This window comes from Enterococcus sp. DIV1411a, from assembly GCF_050531945.1.
Lineage (GTDB): Bacteria > Bacillota > Bacilli > Lactobacillales > Enterococcaceae > Enterococcus_B > Enterococcus_B faecium.
Window position 1 is genome coordinate 715792 of record NZ_CP172892.1, and the last position, 20768, is coordinate 736559.

The 20768-nt window shown below is 38.8% G+C and carries 21 protein-coding genes, 1 tRNA gene and 1 riboswitch; of the genes, 15 read left to right on the forward strand and 7 right to left on the reverse strand.

Annotation, left to right across the window (positions count from 1 at the left end; genetic code table 11):
• Nucleotides 1-20: 20 nt before the first annotated feature.
• Both IGJ87_RS03370 and IGJ87_RS03375 read left to right on the forward strand, forming a co-directional pair.
• Entirely contained in the window at nucleotides 21-992 is a 972-nt protein-coding gene (locus IGJ87_RS03370) for an ornithine cyclodeaminase family protein (protein WP_002296449.1), read from the forward strand.
• A complete protein-coding gene (locus IGJ87_RS03375) occupies nucleotides 989-1771 on the forward strand; it encodes a PhzF family phenazine biosynthesis protein (RefSeq protein ID WP_002295114.1) in 783 nt (260 codons plus the stop codon). Before IGJ87_RS03370 ends, IGJ87_RS03375 begins: the two co-directional genes overlap by 4 nt.
• Nucleotides 1772-1939: 168 nt before the next feature.
• On the opposite strand, the gene gloA is transcribed toward IGJ87_RS03375, so the two are convergent.
• A complete protein-coding gene (gene gloA, locus IGJ87_RS03380; protein ID WP_002295115.1) occupies nucleotides 1940-2311 on the reverse strand; it encodes a lactoylglutathione lyase in 372 nt (123 codons plus the stop codon).
• Nucleotides 2312-2444: 133 nt separating this feature from the next.
• On the opposite strand from gloA, the gene IGJ87_RS03385 reads away from it, so the two are divergent.
• Nucleotides 2445-2888: an NUDIX domain-containing protein gene (locus tag IGJ87_RS03385; RefSeq protein ID WP_002295117.1), complete on the forward strand. Its 444-nt coding sequence runs from the start codon at nucleotides 2445-2447 to the stop codon at nucleotides 2886-2888.
• A gap of 42 nt (nucleotides 2889-2930) precedes the next feature.
• Here the strand turns inward: IGJ87_RS03385 and yidA are convergent, their stop codons facing one another.
• Genes yidA through IGJ87_RS03400 form a run of 3 tightly spaced genes read right to left on the reverse strand, consistent with a single transcriptional unit; the run spans nucleotide 2931 to nucleotide 5940 of the window.
• Complete coding sequence (gene yidA / locus IGJ87_RS03390) at nucleotides 2931-3740, reverse strand: sugar-phosphatase (RefSeq protein WP_002295119.1); 810 nt, start codon at nucleotides 3738-3740, stop codon at nucleotides 2931-2933.
• An 18-nt stretch (nucleotides 3741-3758) separates the two neighbouring features.
• Nucleotides 3759-5126, reverse strand: a complete 1368-nt coding sequence (locus IGJ87_RS03395; RefSeq protein WP_002295121.1) for an HD domain-containing protein — start codon at nucleotides 5124-5126, stop codon at nucleotides 3759-3761.
• Nucleotides 5110-5940 carry a lipoate--protein ligase family protein gene (locus tag IGJ87_RS03400; protein WP_002295123.1) on the reverse strand — a complete coding sequence of 277 codons (831 nt, stop codon included), beginning with the start codon at nucleotides 5938-5940 and terminating at the stop codon, nucleotides 5110-5112. Before IGJ87_RS03400 ends, IGJ87_RS03395 begins: the two co-directional genes overlap by 17 nt.
• A 162-nt stretch (nucleotides 5941-6102) precedes the next feature.
• Between IGJ87_RS03400 and IGJ87_RS03405 the strand changes: the two genes are divergently transcribed.
• The 5 genes from IGJ87_RS03405 (at nucleotide 6103) to IGJ87_RS03425 (ending at nucleotide 9818) form a co-directional block, all read left to right on the forward strand.
• Nucleotides 6103-6540 (forward strand): DUF1934 domain-containing protein, encoded by a 438-nt coding sequence (locus IGJ87_RS03405; RefSeq protein ID WP_002295125.1) that lies wholly within the window; start codon nucleotides 6103-6105, stop codon nucleotides 6538-6540.
• A 75-nt stretch (nucleotides 6541-6615) separates the two neighbouring features.
• Nucleotides 6616-7236: a DNA-directed RNA polymerase subunit delta gene (rpoE, locus tag IGJ87_RS03410; protein ID WP_002292825.1), complete on the forward strand. Its 621-nt coding sequence runs from the start codon at nucleotides 6616-6618 to the stop codon at nucleotides 7234-7236.
• Between the two features lie 188 nt (nucleotides 7237-7424).
• Nucleotides 7425-7931, forward strand: a complete 507-nt coding sequence (locus IGJ87_RS03415; protein WP_002295126.1) for an RNA polymerase sigma factor — start codon at nucleotides 7425-7427, stop codon at nucleotides 7929-7931.
• Between the two features lie 16 nt (nucleotides 7932-7947).
• Nucleotides 7948-8847, forward strand: a complete 900-nt coding sequence (locus IGJ87_RS03420) for an RsiV family protein (RefSeq protein ID WP_002296447.1) — start codon at nucleotides 7948-7950, stop codon at nucleotides 8845-8847.
• Nucleotides 8848-8933: 86 nt separating this feature from the next.
• A complete protein-coding gene (locus IGJ87_RS03425) occupies nucleotides 8934-9818 on the forward strand; it encodes a polysaccharide deacetylase family protein (RefSeq protein WP_002295129.1) in 885 nt (294 codons plus the stop codon).
• 191 nt (nucleotides 9819-10009) lie between these two features.
• Here IGJ87_RS03425 and IGJ87_RS03430 read toward each other — a convergent pair.
• Nucleotides 10010-10081: transfer RNA gene (locus IGJ87_RS03430), tRNA-Arg, on the reverse strand.
• Between the two features lie 59 nt (nucleotides 10082-10140).
• On the opposite strand from IGJ87_RS03430, the gene rpoN reads away from it, so the two are divergent.
• The 7 genes from rpoN to IGJ87_RS03465 all read left to right on the forward strand — a co-directional run bounded on the left by rpoN (nucleotide 10141) and on the right by IGJ87_RS03465 (nucleotide 18868).
• Nucleotides 10141-11475 (forward strand): RNA polymerase factor sigma-54, encoded by a 1335-nt coding sequence (gene rpoN, locus IGJ87_RS03435; RefSeq protein ID WP_002295132.1) that lies wholly within the window; start codon nucleotides 10141-10143, stop codon nucleotides 11473-11475.
• Between the two features lie 148 nt (nucleotides 11476-11623).
• Complete coding sequence (locus IGJ87_RS03440) at nucleotides 11624-12715, forward strand: sugar-binding transcriptional regulator (protein ID WP_002321448.1); 1092 nt, start codon at nucleotides 11624-11626, stop codon at nucleotides 12713-12715.
• Nucleotides 12716-12755: 40 nt separating this feature from the next.
• Complete coding sequence (gene gap / locus IGJ87_RS03445; RefSeq protein ID WP_002292818.1) at nucleotides 12756-13757, forward strand: type I glyceraldehyde-3-phosphate dehydrogenase; 1002 nt, start codon at nucleotides 12756-12758, stop codon at nucleotides 13755-13757.
• 109 nt (nucleotides 13758-13866) lie between these two features.
• Nucleotides 13867-15057 (forward strand): phosphoglycerate kinase, encoded by a 1191-nt coding sequence (locus IGJ87_RS03450; RefSeq protein ID WP_002295135.1) that lies wholly within the window; start codon nucleotides 13867-13869, stop codon nucleotides 15055-15057.
• 103 nt (nucleotides 15058-15160) lie between these two features.
• Nucleotides 15161-15916, forward strand: coding sequence for a triose-phosphate isomerase (gene tpiA, locus IGJ87_RS03455; RefSeq protein WP_002292815.1), 756 nt, complete (start codon nucleotides 15161-15163; stop codon nucleotides 15914-15916).
• 115 nt (nucleotides 15917-16031) lie between these two features.
• On the forward strand, nucleotides 16032-17330 hold the full coding sequence (gene eno / locus IGJ87_RS03460; protein ID WP_002292812.1) for a phosphopyruvate hydratase: 1299 nt from the start codon (nucleotides 16032-16034) through the stop codon (nucleotides 17328-17330).
• 398 nt (nucleotides 17331-17728) lie between these two features.
• On the forward strand, nucleotides 17729-18868 hold the full coding sequence (locus tag IGJ87_RS03465) for an ArgE/DapE family deacylase (protein ID WP_002295137.1): 1140 nt from the start codon (nucleotides 17729-17731) through the stop codon (nucleotides 18866-18868).
• 66 nt (nucleotides 18869-18934) lie between these two features.
• Here the strand turns inward: IGJ87_RS03465 and IGJ87_RS03470 are convergent, their stop codons facing one another.
• Both IGJ87_RS03470 and IGJ87_RS03475 read right to left on the reverse strand, forming a co-directional pair.
• Complete coding sequence (locus tag IGJ87_RS03470) at nucleotides 18935-19510, reverse strand: ECF transporter S component (RefSeq protein WP_002289479.1); 576 nt, start codon at nucleotides 19508-19510, stop codon at nucleotides 18935-18937.
• A gap of 4 nt (nucleotides 19511-19514) precedes the next feature.
• Entirely contained in the window at nucleotides 19515-20489 is a 975-nt protein-coding gene (locus tag IGJ87_RS03475) for a nucleoside hydrolase (RefSeq protein WP_002289478.1), read from the reverse strand.
• A 23-nt stretch (nucleotides 20490-20512) separates the two neighbouring features.
• A riboswitch (PreQ1 riboswitch) is annotated at nucleotides 20513-20557 on the reverse strand.
• Between the last annotated feature and the right edge of the window lie 211 nt (nucleotides 20558-20768).

Sequence of the window (20768 nt, forward strand, 5' to 3'; positions counted from 1 at the left end):
TTGTGAGGAGGGAATTGTCTATGAAAATTATTAATTTTGAGGAAGTAGTAGCTTCTTTTAGTTTTGAAGAAGCGATTCAAGTAATGAAAAAATGTTTTTTTGATTATGAAAGTGGTAAAATCAGCCAAAATCCTCGATTGGTGGAAATTTTACCTGACGGAAAAGGCAAAAATATGTTTGCGATGATGCCTGCTTATTTGGGGGAGAACAGATATTTTGGCACAAAAGTCATTACCGCTTTTCCGGATAATCATCAGTATCATTTACCTTCTCATTTAGGAGAGATTTTCTTGTTTGATGCTCAAAACGGACTACCCAAAGCATTGATAAACGCAAATGCAGTCACCTGGATTCGAACAGCTGCTGTATCTGCGCTGGCAACAGATTACTTAGCAAATCCGCATGCAGAAACACTTGCTTTAATTGGAGCTGGTCAACAAGCATTGTCGCATTTGACTGCGATTTCTACCATTCGTCCCATCACTACAGTGTTTGTTTACGATATTTTAGAAGAAAGACGAAATACTTTTATCGCTAAAGCTAAAAAACAGTATCCTAAAATAACGTTTATAAATGCAATATCAGTAGAAGATGCAGTACGTCCAGCGGAAATCATTTGTACGTTGACCTCTAGTAAAGAGGCATTTCTTCAAAAAGAGTGGGTAAGGGAAGACGCACATATCAATGCTGTGGGCACATTTACTCCTGATACAAGAGAGATAAGTACATCGTTGATGGAAACTTCTCAAATCTATGTAGATGATTACTCAGCTGCCTTAACAGAAAGCGGGGACCTGCTTATAGCCATGGCAGAAGGAGATTTAGAGGAATCTTGTATTGTTGGTACATTAGGCGAATTAGTTTCTGAGAAAAAAACATTTTATAAAGGAGAATCGAGGCCGACGATTTTCGACGCAGTTGGTCTAGCTATTGAAGATCTTTGTTGTGCAGAATATATTTATAACAAATTAGAGAAAGGGGCTTTAAAATGAACTTAGATTATTACGTAGTTGATGCATTTGCAGATGAGGTGTTCAAAGGAAATCCAGCAGCGGTTTATGTGCTAGAAGAATGGCTGCCAGAAGGTACGATGCAAAAAATTGCCATTGAAAACAATTTATCTGAAACAGCATTTACAGTGAAGAAAAACCAAGAATTTGAGCTTAGATGGTTTACGCCAGATCGAGAAATCGATCTTTGTGGTCACGCGACATTAGCAACAGCATTTGTTTTATTTAACTATTACAAAATACCTGATGAAACGATTAAATTTTCTACTCAAAGCGGTAATCTATTTGTGACAAGAATTAAAGATTATTATTACATGGATTTTCCTAGTATTATGCCGAAAAAAGTGCCGATATTGTCTGAATATGAAGAAGCGATTGGGGCTAAGATTAAAGAAGCCTACTTAGCACGTGATTTATTTTTCGTATTAGAAGATGAAAAAACGGTGGCTAAATTGCAGCCAGATTTTACAGCTATCAAAAATTTTGAATTAGGAATAGGAGTCATCGTGACAGCAGAAAGTGTGCAAAAAGACTTTGTTTCTAGAACCTTCTTTCCAAAATTAACAATCAATGAAGATCCAGTATGTGGATCAGCACATTCTAATCTTATTCCTTATTGGGCAGAAAGAATGAATAAAACAAAATTGTCAGCTTATCAAATGTCATCAAGGGGCGGGGATCTAGAATGTGAATTAAAAGAAGATCGTGTGATAATAGGAGGAAAAGCAGTTTTGTTTTCTAAAGGTACCTCGTTTATTTGATTTCTTTCAAATGAATTAAAAATAAATTGGTGGAGAGTGGCAACCTTATAGCTACAATGGTTGTTAAAAAAAGACGCAAACTTTTTCAATTTAATGAAAAGTTTGCGTCTCATTTTAATTATTGGTGTTTGTTTTTTATTCAATCAAGAGTAAAATGCCCCATACTAACTATCCTCGGATGACTTCGATTTTATAACCATCAGGGTCAATGACAAAGTAGTAAGAAGGCGCAGTGCCAGGTAATCCTTTTAAGTCAGTAATCTCAAGACCAGCAGCTTTATGTTGCTCGTGTAATTTTTCTAGATCATCAGCTGCTATAGCGATATGACCATAGCCGTCTCCTAGATCATACGCACCATGATCATAGTTGTAAGTCAACTCTAATTCATAGTCATCCCCAGGAAGTGTCAAATAAACAAGTGTAAATTTGTTTTCTGGAAAATCACGGCGGCGGCTTTCTTCAAAACCAAATGCCTTTTGATAAAATTCGATTGATGCTTCAAGATCTTTCACTCGAACACATGTGTGAGCCATTTTCATAGATTCATCTCTCCTTTTCCTTTTACTCAATCATAACAAAAAGAAGTAAGGAAATAGTTGATTTGTGCTTGTTCATGAGAAATTTCTCATGTAAAATGGATAGAAAATAAAACTGTTAAGGTGGAAACTATTCATGGATAAACCAATTTTTGGTGAAAAAAAGCAATTTGCTGATTATCAAACCCGTTATGCAGCATATATTGTCATAGAAAGAGATCAGCAGATTGCAGTAATCGAGGCTCCAAATGGTGCTTTTTTTCTTCCTGGCGGGGAAATTGAAGGAGAAGAGACGAAAGAAGAAGCGATTGTCCGTGAGCTGATAGAAGAAATGGGAATTGTGGCAGAAATTTCTTCTTATCTGGGAGAAGCTGATGAGTATTTTTACTCGAATTATCGTGCAACTTATTATTATAATCCAGGATATTTCTTTGTTGCTGATTCTTGGAAGCGTATAGGAGAACCAACTGAAAAGACCAATAAAATTTGGTGGGTGAGCCCTCAAGAAGCGCTTGTGAAATTGAAACGTGGTAGCCACCGATGGGCAGTCGAGAGATGGATCGAAAAAAATAAAAACTGAAAGAAAGCGAGTAGATCAGCTTTCTCTCAGTTTTTTTATTTATTACAGTACATATTTTTTGATTGCTTCAGCTACACCGTGCTCGTCGTTTGATGAAGTGATGACATTTGCTGCTTCTTTGACAAGAGAAACGGCATTTCCCATTGCTACTCCTAGACCAGCATATTCAATCATGGATAAGTCGTTCTCGTTATCTCCGATAGCCATGATTTCATCTTGATCAATACCAAGGTGCTGTGCGAGATTCGCAACTGCCGCACCTTTACTTGCTTCTTTATTTAGTACTTCGAAGTAATAGGGCGCACTTTTGACCGTTGTGTATTTATCACGGAAAGTTTGCGGTAAACGCGCAATTGCTGCATCTAAAATTTCTGGTTCGTCGATCATCATCATTTTGACGATGTTCATGTCTGGTGTCATTTCTTCAGGTGTTCGATATTTTAGCGGCATCTTGACTAAACTTGCTTCGTGGATCGTATAAGCGCTGATATCTCGATTAGGCGTGTAGATCGCTTTGTCATCGATCGAATGGAGATGACTGCCGACACGGCGTGCCATTACTTCGATCTCTAGGAAATCTTCATGTGTCAGTCCGTGACGGGCGATGATTTTACCTGATTTCGTTTGTTGTACGAGTGCCCCGTTATAAGTAATAACGTAATCATTATCTTGAAAAAGGTTCAACTCGTTTAACTGTTCCTGGACACCTGGTAAGGGACGGCCAGTGCATAAAACGATCGAAACACCTTTTGCAACAGCAGCGGCAATCGCTTCTTTTACTTCTTTTGTTACTTCTCTTTTCTCATTTAATAAAGTACCATCGATGTCGATAGCGACTAGTTTGATAGACATAATTTCCTCCAATATATTTTAATTTATTTCAATCAATGCGCCATTACGGATATGGCTGGCAAATTCTTGATAAGTTTCGTCAAATAAATCATAATGATCACGCAAGGACGGATCAACCATTTCTTTTGGAAAGAAAAATCGCTCATCTCCTTGTTCTTGTCCCGCTAATGCAGCAACAAGCTGACTAACCTGTGATAATTCTATCAAAGTTCCGTCATTTCGCAAAATCTCGATTTGTGTGCGATGTCTGCCTTGTTCTGGGCGATAAAAATCATAAGGTAGATCGTAGCTAGAATTCACAGCAGTGTAATAAACAGGATTATATCCGACCTTTTCTACTAACAAAGTGAGTTCTTGGACTAATTTTGAATCCCGGTTGCCAGAAAAAGTAGCAGATTTCAGTGGTTTACGATTCAAAAAACGTTTAGCTAAATCATTTAAAATAGGATCAGCAGATTCAGACCATTGAGTAAAGTAAGTGCCCAAGACCCCATCATCAAGTTTGAGGTATTCTTCTAAAGTAAAGCTTCCGTCAAGAAATGGCAGAAGTAATTGAGAATGGAGTTCAAAACTGCTGGCATCTTCTTGATACAACTCGTGTGCGCGATGAAGCAGATGCTCCAAAATTACTTCCATACCACGGGAAACAGGATGGAAGTACACTTGCACATACATTTGATATCGGCTAACGATATAATCTTCCACTGCATGCATGCCACTCATGGAAAAAGCGATCCCGCCTTCATAAGGACGAATCACACGTAATATTCGGGTAAGATCAAATGTTCCATATTCTGTTCCAGTGAAATAAGCATCCCGAAGCAAATAGTCCATTCGATCTGCATCGATCTGACTAGAAATCATTTGGACAACTTGTGGGTTGGGGTAAGTTTTTTGGATCACACTAGCTACCTTTTCAGGAAAACCTTCTTCTACTCGGTTAAGAATCTGATACACTTCTGTTTCTGGAGAAGTGATGATCTCTACAGTGATGGCTTCATGATTCGTATGGAAGATATGTTCAAATGTATGAGAGTAAGGACCATGACCGACATCATGCAACAGTGCCGCACATAAAGTCACCAGCCGTTCCTGATCATCCCAGCCTCCGTTGCCTATTTTTTCTTTTGAAAAATTTCGAGAAAAGATATCGCAGATTCGTCTTGAAATCTCATAAACGCCTAATGAATGAGTAAAACGGCTATGTTCTGCTCCGTGAAAAGTGAAAGAAGAAGTGCCTAATTGTTTAATGCGTCGTAGACGTTGGACTTCTTTCGAATTGATCAAATCTAAGATTACTTGATGCTGGACATGGATATAGTTATGGACTGGATCACGAAAAACTTTTTCCATAGGCAGCATTTGATATTTATAAGGGGTTGTCATAATGTAGCTCCTTTATGTTATTACGTTGTTCCATTCTCTGGATTTGGTTGTTCCATTGCTCCAGCTGGATTTCTTTTTTTAGCCAGTCGGTAGAATCCTGTAAATCACTTGCAGAATACAGCTTTTCAAAAGCTTTTGCAAATGCTTCTTTGACTTCTTTTACAAAAAGGGGTTGGTCAAGCAGTTCTTCAAGTGTTGCCATTGTAGCAGGATCCACTGCAGGATAGCCATTTGTACCAAAGTCTTCTTTTAAAGCAGATTGATAAAATCGCTTCATGACTTGCCCGCGTTTTTCCTGATTACCGTTGACACTTAAGTACATCATAACAGAAATCCCATTTTTGATCCGACGCTGAGCGATACCGGCAAATTTTTTGCCATGGATGCTTAAATCATAAGTTCCAGGACAATAAGAATGGGTGATTTCGAATGCTTGTATCGGTGCCTTTGGAAAAGCGTATTTAGTCAATAGGAGCATTTGCTCGTAAGCGTCATCTATGGTTATTTTTTTTGTGTCACTTTGGGGGAAAATCAAAGAAATATTCAAAATTCCTTCATCTGATACGATCCCTAATCCACCTGAATTTCTGATCACTGGAGCGTAACCTGCATCTTTCAGTGTTTGGATCCCGTCACTTAGAAAAGGAGTTCGAACATCCTTCATACCTAAGATGACTGTGCAGTCATATTGCCAGAAATGTAAAAAGATTTGCTGGTGTTCTTTAGAATATTCCGTTAATATATCTGTTAATGCAAAAGGGGAAAAGTCGTTTTTTTGATAAATGTGCTGATCTAGTCGAATCGCAGGGTTCATTCAACCGGCTCCTTTGTATAAATTCATATTTTCTACAATATTATACTCTAAAATCAAAGAGTTGTTTTGGAAAAAAGGTTTTCTGTAAAAATGGACAAGTTGGTTGACAAAACAAAAGAAACTAGGAACAATGTAGCTATGAGAAGTAAAGGAGAATGAATAATGGAATTATCACAAGGAACACCGATTTCAATCAAATTGCGTACAAAAGTAAAACAGCAAGGGGAAGTGCAAGATTTTTATTTTGATTTGAAAGGGCAAATGGTGACAATTGGCGATACGCTGTACATACGTTATAAAGAGATTCAGGAGGAGACGGGCGATGAGATTCCTGTAACGATCAAATTAGTTCCAGATGGTCATGTACAGCTGATCCGTGCAGGAGAAATGCGGATGCGTTTGAAATTTGGCTATAAAGAACGGTTAGAAACATCCTATCGAACACCATACGGTATGATCCAGATTGCTACTTTTACGAAAGAACTGCATGTTAGTTTGAAAGACCGTCCCACAGCAGGGAAGGTTCGAATCGATTATGATCTGTTCATGGGACCGGAAAAAATCGGCGAATATTATTTGACCTTGGATTTTACAGCGTAAATATAAAAGAAAAGTTTGATTTTTTGTGTCTGATTTTGTATGATAAGGAGTAGACTGTGAAAGGACGTGTCCTGATTGGAAATTAGTGTATTTGAAGGTGCAAACAAAAGCGAATTATCAATGATCGAAGTAGCACACGCGATCTTAGAACAACGTGGCGATGTCATGGATTTTTCTGATTTAGCTAACCAGATCCAAAACTATCTTGGGAAATCAGACAGTGAAATTCGTGATTCACTCGCACAATTTTATACTGACTTGAATATTGACGGCAGCTTTATCTCATTAGGGGATAATCGTTGGGGCTTGCGTTCATGGTATGCTATCGATTCGATCGATGAAGAAGTAAACCATGGAATGGACGAAGAGGATGAAGATACTCCACGTCGCCGTAAACGCAAGAAAGTCAACGCCTTTATCAATGATGATGAAGACGCGATCGATTACAATGACGATGACCCAGAAGATACAGATCTGACAGAAGAAGATGACGATGATCTGTTTGATGACGATGATGATGAAGATGAAGAAATCGCTGCTTATAATTCTGACTTGCAAGAAATCGGAGCAGATGACCCGACAGATGATGAAGAAGACTTGCCAGGAAATATCGAAGAAGATTTAAGTATCATAGACGAAGACGATGATGATGAAGATTATGAAGAGGAAGAATTTTCTGACTCTGAAAAAGAATAAACATTATTTTCTTACGAGAGGTTGTGACAGAGACGATCAGCCTATCAGAATAAGGAGGTGTGACACGATTTTTGTCACACCTTCTTTTTTGTATATAAAAATCCCAAGTAAATACATAAAAAATAAAAAAATTGAAACTTTTAGCGCACCTTGTACGTCATATTAAGTGAGGCAGAAAGGAGTGGAGAATGATTTTTACTGGATATAAGAAAAAACGGCAGATCGAAAAATACCGTCACCTGCTGAATGGACTCATCGAAACTGATTATCAAAAAATGTTCCGTATCACGATGAATTACGTACATGATAAAGAAGAGGCCTTAGATGTGATGCAAGATAGTTTTCATAAAGCCCTGAACTATTTTGAAAAAGAAAAAGAGATCGAGCATTTTAGTGCATGGTTTTATCGGATATTGATCCGCACGGCATTAGATAGTTGGCGCAGACAAAAAAGGACGCCTGTGGACTTATTTGAAATTCAAGATATCCCCCAACAGTTACCTTTAGAAACTTCCGTTGCAGAGCTCCATATGATTTTAGATAAAATAGACAGTCCGGAAAAAGAGATTCTGATCCTCTACTTTTTTGAAGGATTTCGTTTGAAAGAAATTGCGACTATCTTGGATATGAATGAAAACACAGTTAAAACGAAAATGTACCGCTCATTGAATGCTTTACGTCAAATCCTAGAATGAAGGAGAGAAGAGTGCCATGTATTCCCAAAAAGAAAATTTAAAAAAACTAAAGAAAACTTATAAAGAACAAGCAATTCCCAAAGGGCTTAAAGAGGAGATCCGCCAGCGTTTTATTATCGAAGAGCAATCATTTATAAAAGCAAAGCGGAGAAAGAGACGTCTCCAAGGGTTCGGAGTATCTTTGGCTATCGTAATGATTACAACAAGTAGCCTTCTTTTTAATAGTCAAGTTCGAAGCTTTGCAGAAGATTTACCCATCTTAGGATCAGTCATTGAATTGATCTTAGGCGAACGCTTTACTGATCGATCTGAAAAAATCGATATTCAGGTACCGAAGATCAATACACAAAATGAGAAAGAAAATAAAACAATTCATGGATTAAATCAAAAATACTTTCGCGAAGGACAAGCAGATTTTGAAAAAGCTGAAAAAGAATATGGAAATTTTGAAACGGATCATTACCAAGTTTTGGGAGATTATCAGAAAATCGTAGACGATAACCGGTTTCTCGTGATTGAAAGGCAGATCACCCAAACAGCAGCAGATAGCCATGTTGAAAAAAGATACGACACAATCGACAAGAAAAACAGTGTCCAGCTCTCACTTCCACTTTTATTCAAAGATGACACCTATCTATCTGTTTTGACAAAAGAAGTCAAACGGCAGATGGCCGAACAAGTCAAGGAAGATCCATCTAAGTACTATTGGACTGAGCAAGATATTCAAGAAGGGACGATAGAAAAACCAACACTTGTTACGCCTACACGAAGTTTTTATTTGAACAAAGAGCATCAATTAGTTTTGACTTTTTCTCAATACGAAATTGCTCCTGGTTATATGGGTACACCAGAATTTGTCATTCCTAAGTCCGTGACAAAAACGATTTTGGCATCGGAAGATTATTTGGATCATTAGACGAGAAGTAGTTGCGACTAGCAGTTTCAATTTTCAAGTAAGTACAAGTAAATAATAAGAAGAGAAAAAGAGAAAGAAGAGATATAGTGAAAAGAAATTATTTAGTTATCAGTATTATTGCTTTATCCGTGCTTTTGTTTTTCGAAATTACTTCGGTGGCCTCCTTGATCACCGAAGTAAAAGGACAAACACACTCTTCGGAGCATTCGTCACAATCTTTCAAACAATCAGAACAATCAACCATTAAAAGCCAATCAACTGAAACAGCTAACGTCAAAGAAGCCATTCAAGAATCAGCGGAAAAGGTACAAAGTCAGTCATCACAATCAACACAAGACAGTACAAAAACGAGCCGAGATCCGGCTGTCAAAAGCGTCGCAATCAGCTTTGATGATGGACCAGGAGCGACCACAACACCGCAGCTTCTGCGAATCTTAAAAGAAAAAAACGTGCATGCCACTTTTTTCGTCTTAGGAGAAAATACGGCGCAGCATCCTGAAATCGTGAAGCAGACAGCTGAAGCAGGGCACGAGATTGGCAATCACACATACGATCATCAGAATCTGGCCACTCTTTCTGCCCAGTCGATGACGGAGGAAGTGACGAAAGCAGACACTGAGATCAAAAAAGTCACTGGCAAAACCCCCACTTTTGTTCGTCCGCCCTATGGTTCTGTCACGAATGTAGGAGCAACGATCATCCAGCGACCGATCATCGAATGGTCTGTTGATTCAGAAGATTGGAAGACAAGAAATCCTGATTTGATTTTGCAGAAGATCCAAGCAACAGTATACGATGGGGCAATTATTTTATTCCATGATATCTATCCTGAAACGATTCGTGCCGTTCCTCAAGTGATCGATTATCTGAAAGAGCAAGGGTATCGCATCACGACAGTTGGGGATTTATTAGGGCATCCAACGGCTGTCGAGAACTATTATGGCAGAAACGATCATCGGCCAGTTCAGTAAGTGAGACAAGTATCTTTAATAAATAACACATTTTAATAAGTAGTTGAACACATAACTACCTTACTTGCAAAGGCTTAACAATATCTATACAGGTACAACAAAAAACTGTCCACCAATTTTCTTTGGCGGACAGTTTTCACTTAAAAATAAAGAAGCAACTATTCGTAAATTATGCTAAAATAGCAGTAGAACGCGTCCTGAGGGAATCGAACCCCCGTCTCAAGAACCGGAATCTTACGTGATATCCACTACACTAAGGACGCAAGCACTGGGATAATTGTAACTAAACAGATAAAAAATTACAAGGGGATTGGACAAAAAAATGAAATTTGAGCAAAATTTTTCACAAAAACAGCAGCAGACACAGAAACTAGCCATGACGCAACAGTTGCAACAGTCCATCCAAGTTTTACAATATAACAGTGAGGAGCTGTTGGCATTCGTTGAGAATCAAGCAATGGAAAATCCATTGGTGGAAGTTGTTGAGCCGGAATGGCAGCCAGATTACATAAAAGCTTCTTCATCTTCTTATGAAGGAGAAGAGACAAATTACCTAAATCAGATTCCTGATACAAAAGGGTCTTTATTTGATTCATTGATCGAACAAGTCCATTTGAATTACCGAGATACTTTTTTGAGGAAAATCGTTCTTTATCTTGTAGAATACATCGATTTGAACGGATTTTTGACGATTAGTTTAGAAGAAGCCGGAAAAGAGATTGGAGCTACGCCTATCCAAATGCTCGATGCGTTGACTCTGATTCAGCAATTAGAACCAGCTGGAGTAGGTGCACGTAGTTTGCAAGAATGTCTCATGCTTCAAACAGAACGAGATGATTATGCGCCGGAATTAGCTTATATCGTGTTGGAAGAATGTTTTGAGGAACTGGTGGAGCGAAAATGGAAAGAAATCGCACAACGTTTTTCTGTTGATCTACATGCTGTTCAGCAGATATTCGACTATTTACAAACGTTGAGTCCAAGCCCTGGCCGGATTTTCGACCGTAGCAGCGAATTGTACATTATTCCTGATGTCCGGGTATTAGTGGACGACGATAAAAATGTACAAGTTATCTCAAACCGAAAAAATCAGCCAAATATACGCTTTCAAGAGAGTTACTTCAAACAAATGTCACAACAAGCAGATAAAGAAACTGAAAATTATTTAAAAGAACGGAAACAGGAATTCGAATGGTTGAAGAAAACGATCCTACAACGTGGGGATACAATTTTGCGGGTTGCTCAAGTCATTGTTTCCCGGCAAAAAGCTTTCTTTATCGACAAGGAACGTCCAATCAAGCCTCTTACGTTAAAGGAAGTTGCAACTGAGATAGATGTGCATGAATCCACGGTCAGTCGTGCAGTCAACGGGAAATATTTGGAAACAGACTTCGGTGTATTTGAATTAAAAAAATTTTTCACTACACGAATTCCTACGAATAGTACAGAACAGACAGAAGACCTTTCAGCAGATACAGCGAAGAAAAAGCTGCAGGAATTAGTCGATCAAGAAGACAAAAACAAGCCGTTGTCTGACCAGAAATTGGTTGAATTGCTGAAAAAAGATGAGATAGCGATCTCAAGACGAACAGTAGCAAAATATCGTGATTTATTAGGAATCCCGAGTTCATCAAAAAGAAAACGTTATGATAACTAATCAGTCAAAAGACTAGAAAAAGTATTTCACTTTTTCTAGTCTTTTTAGTTGAAAAACGAGAGCAAAACTGTTAGACTTACAGTCGTGAGGTTGAGATTTCCCTTTATTGATGTGAAATTCGAATAGTTAATTTCTTTTTTTATCGTATATGGGTCGTTTTAAGTCTACATTGGACGTAAAGTGTCCAACTAAGGAGATCGCTATGCTGGATGAAATAAAAATGATTGAATCTGTTGCACCAGATATTATCGAAGTGTTGCAAGAACGCTATAAAATTTTACGAAATATCTATTGGATGCAGCCGATTGGACGTCGAAGTTTATCGGAAAGTATGGGGATCACAGAACGAGTATTGCGAACAGAAACAGATCTTTTGAAAAATCTGAATTTGATCGACACCTCAAAAAGCGGTATGACGCTGACAACTAAGGGCGAAGAAGTTTATCAAAGCCTTGAAAACTTCATGGATCAGCTTTTAGGTACGCATCAAACCGAACAACAGTTGGCAGAATATTTTGGTAACCAACGCTGTATCGTTGTTTCAGGAAACAGCGAAGAGCAGACCAAAGTGGCTGATGCATTCGGCGAAGCGCTGAGCGAAGCCCTAGACCGACTACTTCCAGAAGGCGAGAATATCATCGCTGTGATGGGAGGAACTACTATGGCTGTGGTAGCCGAACAATTGTCTAATCTGGAAAATAAGAAACGGCATAACCTGTTTGTCCCTGCAAGAGGCGGGATTGGTGAAGCGATAACTGTACAGGCAAATTCTGTCAGTGCAAGAATGGCTGCTAAAGCAAACGGTAACCACCGTGCACTTTATGTTCCGGAACAATTAAGTCTGGCAACTTACAATTCTTTACTCAATGAGCCATCTATCCAAGAAGTCTTAAACTTGATTAGTGAAGCGAATTGTGTTATTCATAGTATTGGGCGTGCATTACACATGGCAGCACGTCGTAAGATGACTGAAAAAGAATTAGTCATGCTGAAACAAGCAAATGCTGTTGCGGAATCTTTTGGCTACTTTTTCAATGAAAAAGGTGAAGTCGTTTATAAGGTCCCTAGAATCGGCATAGAATTGCAAGATTTGGAAAAAGTCCCGATCATCATGGCAATCGCGGGCGGAAAATCAAAAGCTAAAGCAATTCGAGCTTATATGAAAAATGCACCAAAACAAACGTGGCTCATCACTGATGAAGCTGCTGCAAATGAGATTTTAAAAGGGGTAACCCTTTAAAATAAATATTTTTTTGATTTTCATAAGGAGGAAATCTTAAATGACAGTTAAAGTAGGTATTAATGGTTTTGGACGTATTGGACGTCTAGCATTCCGTCGTATCCAAGATGTAGATGGAATCGAAGTAGTAGCAATCAACGACTTGACAGATGCTAAAATGTTGGCACACTTGTTAAAATACGACACAACTCAAGGACGTTTCAACGGAACAGTTGAAGTTCATGAAGGTTCATTCAACGTAAACGGAAAAGAAGTTAAAGTATTAGCTAACCGCAACCCAGAAGAATTACCATGGGGCGAACTAGGCGTAGATATCGTTCTAGAATGTACTGGTTTCTTCACTTCTAAATCAGCAGCTGAAAAACATTTAACAGCTGGTGCTAAACGCGTTGTTATCTCTGCTCCTGGCGGAAACGATGTTCCAACAATCGTTTATAACACAAACCACGAAACATTAACTGGTAAAGAAACAGTTATCTCAGGTGCTTCATGTACTACTAACTGTTTAGCTCCTATGGCTAAAACATTGAACGACAAATTTGGTGTTGTTGAAGGATTAATGACAACTATCCACGCTTACACAGGTGACCAAATGACTCTAGACGGACCTCATCCTAAAGGTGACTTCCGCCGTGCACGCGCTGCTGCTGCAAACATCGTTCCTAACTCAACAGGTGCTGCTAAAGCTATCGGTTTAGTAATTCCTGAATTGAACGGTAAATTAGACGGAGCTGCTCAACGTGTTCCTGTACCAACAGGTTCATTAACAGAATTAGTAACAGTTCTTGAAAAAGAAGTAACTGTTGACGAAATCAATGCAGCAATGAAAGAAGCTTCAAACGAATCTTACGGATACAACACAGACGAAATCGTTTCTTCAGATATCGTTGGTATGACTTACGGTTCATTATTTGATGCTACACAAACTAAAGTAATGACAGTTGGCGACAAACAATTAGTTAAAACTGTTGCTTGGTACGACAACGAAATGTCATACACTGCACAATTAGTACGTACTTTAGAATACTTCGCTAACTTATAAGATAGACAAACGTACAAGTGTAAATTATAGACATGTACATTTAAAAGCGGGGAAGCAATCGCGCTTCTTCCGCTTTTTTTGATAATAAGTTTATTCAGGAGGAAATAAAATGGCTAAGAAAACAGTGAAAGATATCGATTTAAAAGACAAAAAAGTTCTTGTCCGTGTTGACTTCAACGTTCCTTTGAAAGACGGCGTGATCACTGACGACACTCGTATCAAAGCAGCATTGCCAACAATCAACTACGTTCTAGAACAAGGCGGAAAAGCAATCCTTTTCTCTCACCTTGGACGTGTAAAAACAGAAGAAGATAAAGAAGGAAAATCTTTAGCTCCAGTTGCAAAACGTCTAGGCGAATTATTAGGTAAAGAAGTAACATTCGTACCTGAAACTCGCGGAGAACAATTAGAAGAAGCAATCCGCAACATGAATGACGGCGACGTTGTCGTATTCGAAAATACACGATTTGAAGATATTGACGGTAAAAAAGAAAGCAAAAATGATACAGAACTAGGTAAATACTGGGCTTCATTAGGCGATGTATTTGTTAACGATGCTTTCGGTACAGCTCACCGTGCACATGCTTCTAACGTAGGTATCGCTTCAACTGGTATCCCAACAGTTGCTGGATTCTTGATGGAAAAAGAAATCAAGTTCATCGGTGAAGCAGTAGAAGAACCAAAACGACCAATGATTGCAATCCTTGGTGGCGCAAAAGTTTCTGATAAAATCGGCGTAATCGAAAACTTGATTCCTAAAGCAGATAAAATCTTGATCGGTGGCGGAATGACTTACACATTCTACGAAGCAAAAGGAATCAAGATCGGTAACTCTCTAGTAGAAGCTGATAAAGTGGAACTAGCAAAAGAATTAATCGAAAAAGCAGGCGACAAACTTGTCTTGCCAATCGACAATGTCTGTGCACCAGAATTTTCAAATGATGTTGAAACACAAGTAATCGAAGGAGACATTCCTGATGGTTTGATGGCTTTAGACATCGGCCCAGCATCAGTAAAATTATTTGCTGATACATTACAAGGTGCAAAAACAGTTGTTTGGAACGGACCTATGGGTGTATTTGAAATGAGTAACTTTGCTAAAGGTACAATCGGTGTTTGTGAAGCAATCGCTAACTTAGAAGGCGCAACAACAATCATCGGTGGCGGAGACTCAGCCGCAGCAGCAGAACAATTAGGATTTGCTGACAAATTCACACACATCTCAACAGGTGGCGGCGCAAGCTTGGAATTGCTTGAAGGTAAAGAATTACCAGGACTAGCAGCAATCAACGATAAATAAACGACCAAGTTTGCTCAATTCTGACGAGTAATCGAACAAAAGGTGAAGGGAGTTTTCATGACTCCCTAGCCATTTTTCAATAAATTAAGGAGTGTGTTCCTCAATGCGTAAACCTATTATCGCAGGTAACTGGAAAATGAACAAAACTGCATCAGAAGCAAAAGAATTTGCTGAAGCAGTAAAAAACAAAATCCCTTCAAATGACAAAGTTGATTCAGTCATCGGATCTCCTGCATTATTCTTACAAGAATTAATGACATCAGCTGAAGGTACAGAACTAAAAATCTCAGCACAAAACTGCTACTGGGAAAACTCAGGTGCGTTCACTGGTGAAACTTCACCAGCAGCTCTTGCTGATCTAGGTGTTCATTATGTGATCATCGGACATTCAGAACGTCGTGAATATTTCCATGAAACAGACGAAGACATCAATAAAAAAGCGAAAGCTATCTTTGCAAATGGTATGACACCAATCCTATGCTGTGGCGAATCTTTAGAAACCTATGAAGCAGGCAAAACTGCTGAATGGATCGAAGGACAAATTACAGCTGGTTTAGCTGATCTTTCAGCTGAACAGGTGTCAAACATGGTTATTGCTTATGAACCAATCTGGGCAATCGGTACTGGTAAATCAGCTGACGCACAAATCGCTGACGAAATTTGTGGAGTTGTACGTCAAACAGTTGAAAAACTTTATGGAAAAGAAGTATCAGAAGCAGTTCGTATCCAATACGGCGGTTCTGTAAAACCAGAAAATATTGCTGAATACATGGCAAAAGAAAATGTTGACGGTGCTTTAGTCGGTGGCGCAAGCTTGCAAGCAGATTCATTCTTGTCATTGTTAGACGCTGTAAAATAATTGTTGAAAATTTGCGAAAAATGCAAGAAATGTTTGCACTAATGAGCAAAATTAACTAAAATCGTATATGAGGGAAATCCCTTAGGAAAAAACAAACTCAAAGGAGAGACAAAACATGTCAATTATTACTGATGTTTACGCTCGCGAGATCTTAGACTCACGTGGTAACCCAACAATCGAAGTAGAAGTATACACAGAAAGCGGAGCTTTTGGCCGCGGAATGGTTCCTTCAGGTGCTTCAACTGGTGAATACGAAGCAGTTGAATTACGTGACGGAGACAAAGCTCGTTATGGCGGTAAAGGTGTAACTAAAGCTGTCGACAACGTAAACAACATCATTGCTGAAGCAATCATTGGCTACGATGTTCGTGACCAAATGGCTATCGACAAAGCTATGATCGCTTTAGACGGAACTCCTAACAAAGGTAAATTAGGTGCGAACGCTATTTTAGGTGTTTCTATCGCTGTTGCACGTGCAGCTGCTGACTACCTAGAAGTACCTTTATACCACTACCTAGGCGGATTCAACACAAAAGTATTGCCAACACCAATGATGAACATCATCAACGGCGGATCACATGCTGATAACTCAATCGACTTCCAAGAATTCATGATCATGCCTGTTGGCGCTCCAACATTCAAAGAAGCTCTACGTATGGGTGCTGAAGTATTCCACGCATTAGCTTCAATCTTGAAAGCTCGCGGATTAGCAACTTCTGTTGGTGACGAAGGTGGATTTGCTCCAAACCTTGGTTCAAACGAAGAAGGTTTTGAAGTAATCATCGAAGCAATCGAAAAAGCTGGCTATGTACCTGGTAAAGACGTTGTTCTTGCTATGGATGCTGCTTCTTCAGAATTCTACGACAAAGAAAAAGGTGTTTACGTACTAGCTGATTCAGGCGAAGGCGAAAAAACAACTGACGAAATGATCAAATTCTACGAAGAATTAGTTTCTAAATATCCAATCATCTCAATCGAAGACGGATTAGACGAAAACGACTGGGACGGATTCAAGAAATTAACTGACGTATTAGGCGACAAAGTTCAATTAGTTGGTGACGACTTGTTCGTAACAAACACTCAAAAATTATCTGAAGGTATCGAAAAAGGAATTGCTAACTCAATCCTTATCAAAGTGAACCAAATCGGTACATTAACAGAAACTTTCGAAGCTATCGAAATGGCTAAAGAAGCTGGCTACACAGCAGTTGTATCTCACCGTTCTGGTGAAACAGAAGATTCAACAATCTCTGATATCGCTGTTGCAACAAACGCTGGCCAAATCAAAACTGGTTCTCTATCACGTACTGACCGTATTGCTAAATACAACCAATTACTACGTATCGAAGACCAACTTGGTGAAGTTGCAGAATACAAAGGTTTGAAATCTTTCTACAACTTAAAAAACAAATAATTCTTTTCTAATGAAGATACATGATCGACTATTGAAAGATAGTCGAGTATGATCACTTAGTTAAGTAATCGAACTCTCTACTTGCTGAAATATCAGCAGGTAGAGAGTTTTTTTGCAACTAGCTTCTGTATATGATGTTTACAAAGAATGGTACAAGAAAAGATCATCCTTGAAAAAGGAAAGCTAACAATAACTAGCATCATATAAGAGCTTTTAAGGATAGAACAGTAGAATAGGAATCTATGAGCAAGTCCTCTCGTATAAATAAAATAGGAGGGAAGTAGCAGCATATTTTTCATAAAGTGGCTCTCTTTCTTCATTTTTACTTTGGTTGCTCCTATTTGAAAATTCGAGCACACTCAAATACAATAAAAAGAAATGGCAAGGGAGAGGATTAGATGAAAAAAGAAGAAAAAATCGCGATTTTACAAGAGATCATCCGAATTAAATCAGTGAATGGAAACGAAGGTGAAGTAGCAGCCTATTTGAATAAGCTTTTGGCAAAGCATGACATAACAGGAGAGATTGTTTCTTACAGAGATGGTAGAGATAATTTGATTGCTCGTTACCAAAAGGGCCAATCAGGAAAAGTGTTAGGCCTATCTGGGCATATGGATGTCGTGGCGGCTGGTGATGAATCGTCTTGGACCTATGCACCCTTTGCAGCAGAAATCCATGGGAACCGTTTGTACGGACGTGGTGCTACAGATATGAAGAGTGGCTTGGCAGCAATGGTGATTGCCATGATCGAACTGAAAGAGTCAGGAAAACCATTTAACGGAACAGTCAAATTATTAGCCACTGTCGGAGAAGAAGTGGGTGAACTAGGTGGGGAACAGCTCACGAAAGCAGGCTATGTAGATGACTTAGATGCCTTGATCATCGGAGAGCCAACCAATTACAGTTTGATGTATACGCACATGGGATCAATCAACTATACAGTCACCTCGCACGGAAAAGAAGCGCATAGCTCTATGCCAGACCAAGGTTATAATGCAATCAATCACCTAAATGAATTCATTACGAAAGCAAATGCTGAAATGAATCACCTCGCTGAAACAATCGAGAATCCTGTCCTAGGAAAAACAATCCATAATGTTACATTGATCAGTGGCGGGAATCAAGTCAACAGCATCCCAAGCCATGCGCAGCTCCAAGGGAACATTCGATCGATTCCAGAATACCCAAATGATAAAATCATTGCATTGCTGCAATCAATCGTCAATGAATTGAATCAAGAGACAGACTATCATTTGGAATTGATGATCGATTACAACAAAATACCTGTCAAAGCTGATCCAGATTCTCCTTTGATTCATTGCATTCAGCAACAATTCAGCCAGCCATTACCTTTAGTTGGAGCGGCAGCAACAACGGATGCAGCCGAATTTACGAAAGCTAACCATTCCTTCGACTTTGTCGTCTTTGGGCCTGGTGTCGTTACTTTGCCTCATCAAGTAGATGAGTATGTTGAAATCGATAATTATTTGGATATGATCGAAAAATATCAAGGAATTATTTTATCCTACTTAGCGTAAGATTTTTTTAATAAATGAAAAAACAGAGCCAGATTAGCATTATTTTGCTAATCCAGCTCTGTTTATTCAGCCTATTTTTCTTTTTGAATATATCAAGCGTTGTGGCAACATAGTGATGACTAATGAAACAACGACGATAGACAACAAACGATCAAGGTAGTCTGTACCTGCCTGTACCAAGATCACACTTGTTGTCTGACTTAAACCTAACCCATGTAATAGCTGAACGATCATACTGGATCCTGAGGAGGTGATCCCGCCAAATAACTGAACGGTAATGATCGAAGAAACGATCGTTCCAGGTACCGACAAAATCAAAGCGAGTAATAACAGTTTCAAGCTGTTTTTATCTTTGCCGAGATATCTTGGCAAAATCAATCCAGCAAGCAAGCCTGTGAGAATTTGGATTGGCGAATAATACAGAGAAAAAATATCTGTAGTCACTCCACTTAAAATACCGCTGGACAATCCTGTCAGCATTCCAGGTACAGGCCCAAGCAATGCACCAGCAAAAATCGTTCCGATAGAATCGAGATAGATTGGCAAACGAAGCCATAAAGCAATCGTTCCTCCAATATAATTGATCCCAATACACAAAGCCATCACTGTAAGTACGCGAGTTGCCATTTTGTTTTTATTCATTTTGTTAGCCCATCTTTAACCTTTCCAAATCTTTCATAATCGTTTCTTCTTGTGCATTTAAAAGAACGGTTAAAAACTTTCGGAAAAAAAGACGAGTATCTACTTTTGTCATAATTTTACTGTTAGCAGGTTTCTGCCAAAATTCATAACGATCAACCAATGTTTGTCCACGACTTATTCCTTGAGTTTCCACAGCAGTGAAGCTTTTGAAACCTTCACAGATGGCCTCCTCGATAAAATAAGCAACAGCTAACGGATCATTGATGACACATCCTAAAATTCTTTCTTGTTTCCAGTGGAAGTCAAAATAAAAACGAGTGATCGCTTTTAGATACTCTCCCTCTTCAGGATTCATTTGACAGCAGTATTCGAGGATAGTCGGTGTCAAGACGATTTCTCTTGTCACATCTAACCCAACCATTTCTATCGTTTGTTTGAGATTCTCGAATACATAAGAAGCTGCTTCAGGATCACACCAGTAATTGTATTCAGCAACTGGCGAACAGTTACCATGGCTTTTGTAAGTTCCACCCATCGAGACAAAACGTTCCATATGTTTCCCAATATTTGGGTTGACTTTCAAAGCAGAAGCGATATTGGTCAAAGGACCCAAAGCAATGACTGATGTATTTGTCTTTTCTTTGAAATAATCAGCCAAAAAATCAACGGCATGGAGAGGTTCTGCCTGTTTTCTCAAGATCATCGGGAAATTTGTTTCCCCTAAACCATCCATACCATGAGTGTCTTGTGCACTGATGAAAGGTTGCTTCAAAGGTTTTTCCATTCCTTGATAAACAGGAATGTCTAAACGATCACAGCGTTCCAGGCATTTCAGCACATTCTGCGTACCTATATCTGCAGGGACATTCCCACAAACTACGGTAATAGCAACTACTTCGATATCAGGGGATTTGACAGCTAATGATAAAGCTAAAGTGTCGTCGATCCCTGGATCGCAATCAATAATTACTTTTCGCATTATTTCCAATCTCCTTTCTTTAGAGATACTTAGTTTTTTATTCTGGGAAGTTTCCGAACCAGTCCAAGACGAGCGTCTTGATTATAATGCACGAAATTAGTATACTGGCTTTTATTGCGAATGTAAATGCTCTCTTACAAGTAAATCTATTGAGGAGAACTTTAAGTAAATGATACAATGAAAAAGAAATGGAATTTACGTGTGCCGAAAATAAAGAATCCTATGGATCGGTACATTGGATAATAGATAGATTATAGTTTGGCAGAAAGCGGCGGGTGT

Bases quoted from the DNA above. Each gene is read 5' to 3' on its own strand.
- IGJ87_RS03400 (WP_002295123.1), bottom strand. From the start codon at position 5,940: ATGAACCCTGCGATTCGACTAGATCAGCACATTTATCAAAAAAACGAC.
- IGJ87_RS03465 (WP_002295137.1), top strand. From the start codon at position 17,729: ATGAAAAAAGAAGAAAAAATCGCGATTTTACAAGAGATCATCCGAATT.
- IGJ87_RS03395 (WP_002295121.1), bottom strand. From the start codon at position 5,126: ATGACAACCCCTTATAAATATCAAATGCTGCCTATGGAAAAAGTTTTT.
- IGJ87_RS03470 (WP_002289479.1), bottom strand. From the start codon at position 19,510: ATGAATAAAAACAAAATGGCAACTCGCGTACTTACAGTGATGGCTTTG.
- IGJ87_RS03385 (WP_002295117.1), top strand. From the start codon at position 2,445: ATGGATAAACCAATTTTTGGTGAAAAAAAGCAATTTGCTGATTATCAA.
- gloA (WP_002295115.1), bottom strand. From the start codon at position 2,311: ATGAAAATGGCTCACACATGTGTTCGAGTGAAAGATCTTGAAGCATCA.
- IGJ87_RS03415 (WP_002295126.1), top strand. From the start codon at position 7,425: ATGATTTTTACTGGATATAAGAAAAAACGGCAGATCGAAAAATACCGT.
- gap (WP_002292818.1), top strand. From the start codon at position 12,756: ATGACAGTTAAAGTAGGTATTAATGGTTTTGGACGTATTGGACGTCTA.
- tpiA (WP_002292815.1), top strand. From the start codon at position 15,161: ATGCGTAAACCTATTATCGCAGGTAACTGGAAAATGAACAAAACTGCA.
- eno (WP_002292812.1), top strand. From the start codon at position 16,032: ATGTCAATTATTACTGATGTTTACGCTCGCGAGATCTTAGACTCACGT.
- IGJ87_RS03405 (WP_002295125.1), top strand. From the start codon at position 6,103: ATGGAATTATCACAAGGAACACCGATTTCAATCAAATTGCGTACAAAA.
- IGJ87_RS03370 (WP_002296449.1), top strand. From the start codon at position 21: ATGAAAATTATTAATTTTGAGGAAGTAGTAGCTTCTTTTAGTTTTGAA.
- rpoN (WP_002295132.1), top strand. From the start codon at position 10,141: ATGAAATTTGAGCAAAATTTTTCACAAAAACAGCAGCAGACACAGAAA.
- IGJ87_RS03420 (WP_002296447.1), top strand. From the start codon at position 7,948: ATGTATTCCCAAAAAGAAAATTTAAAAAAACTAAAGAAAACTTATAAA.
- IGJ87_RS03375 (WP_002295114.1), top strand. From the start codon at position 989: ATGAACTTAGATTATTACGTAGTTGATGCATTTGCAGATGAGGTGTTC.
- IGJ87_RS03440 (WP_002321448.1), top strand. From the start codon at position 11,624: ATGGGTCGTTTTAAGTCTACATTGGACGTAAAGTGTCCAACTAAGGAG.
- yidA (WP_002295119.1), bottom strand. From the start codon at position 3,740: ATGTCTATCAAACTAGTCGCTATCGACATCGATGGTACTTTATTAAAT.
- IGJ87_RS03475 (WP_002289478.1), bottom strand. From the start codon at position 20,489: ATGCGAAAAGTAATTATTGATTGCGATCCAGGGATCGACGACACTTTA.
- IGJ87_RS03450 (WP_002295135.1), top strand. From the start codon at position 13,867: ATGGCTAAGAAAACAGTGAAAGATATCGATTTAAAAGACAAAAAAGTT.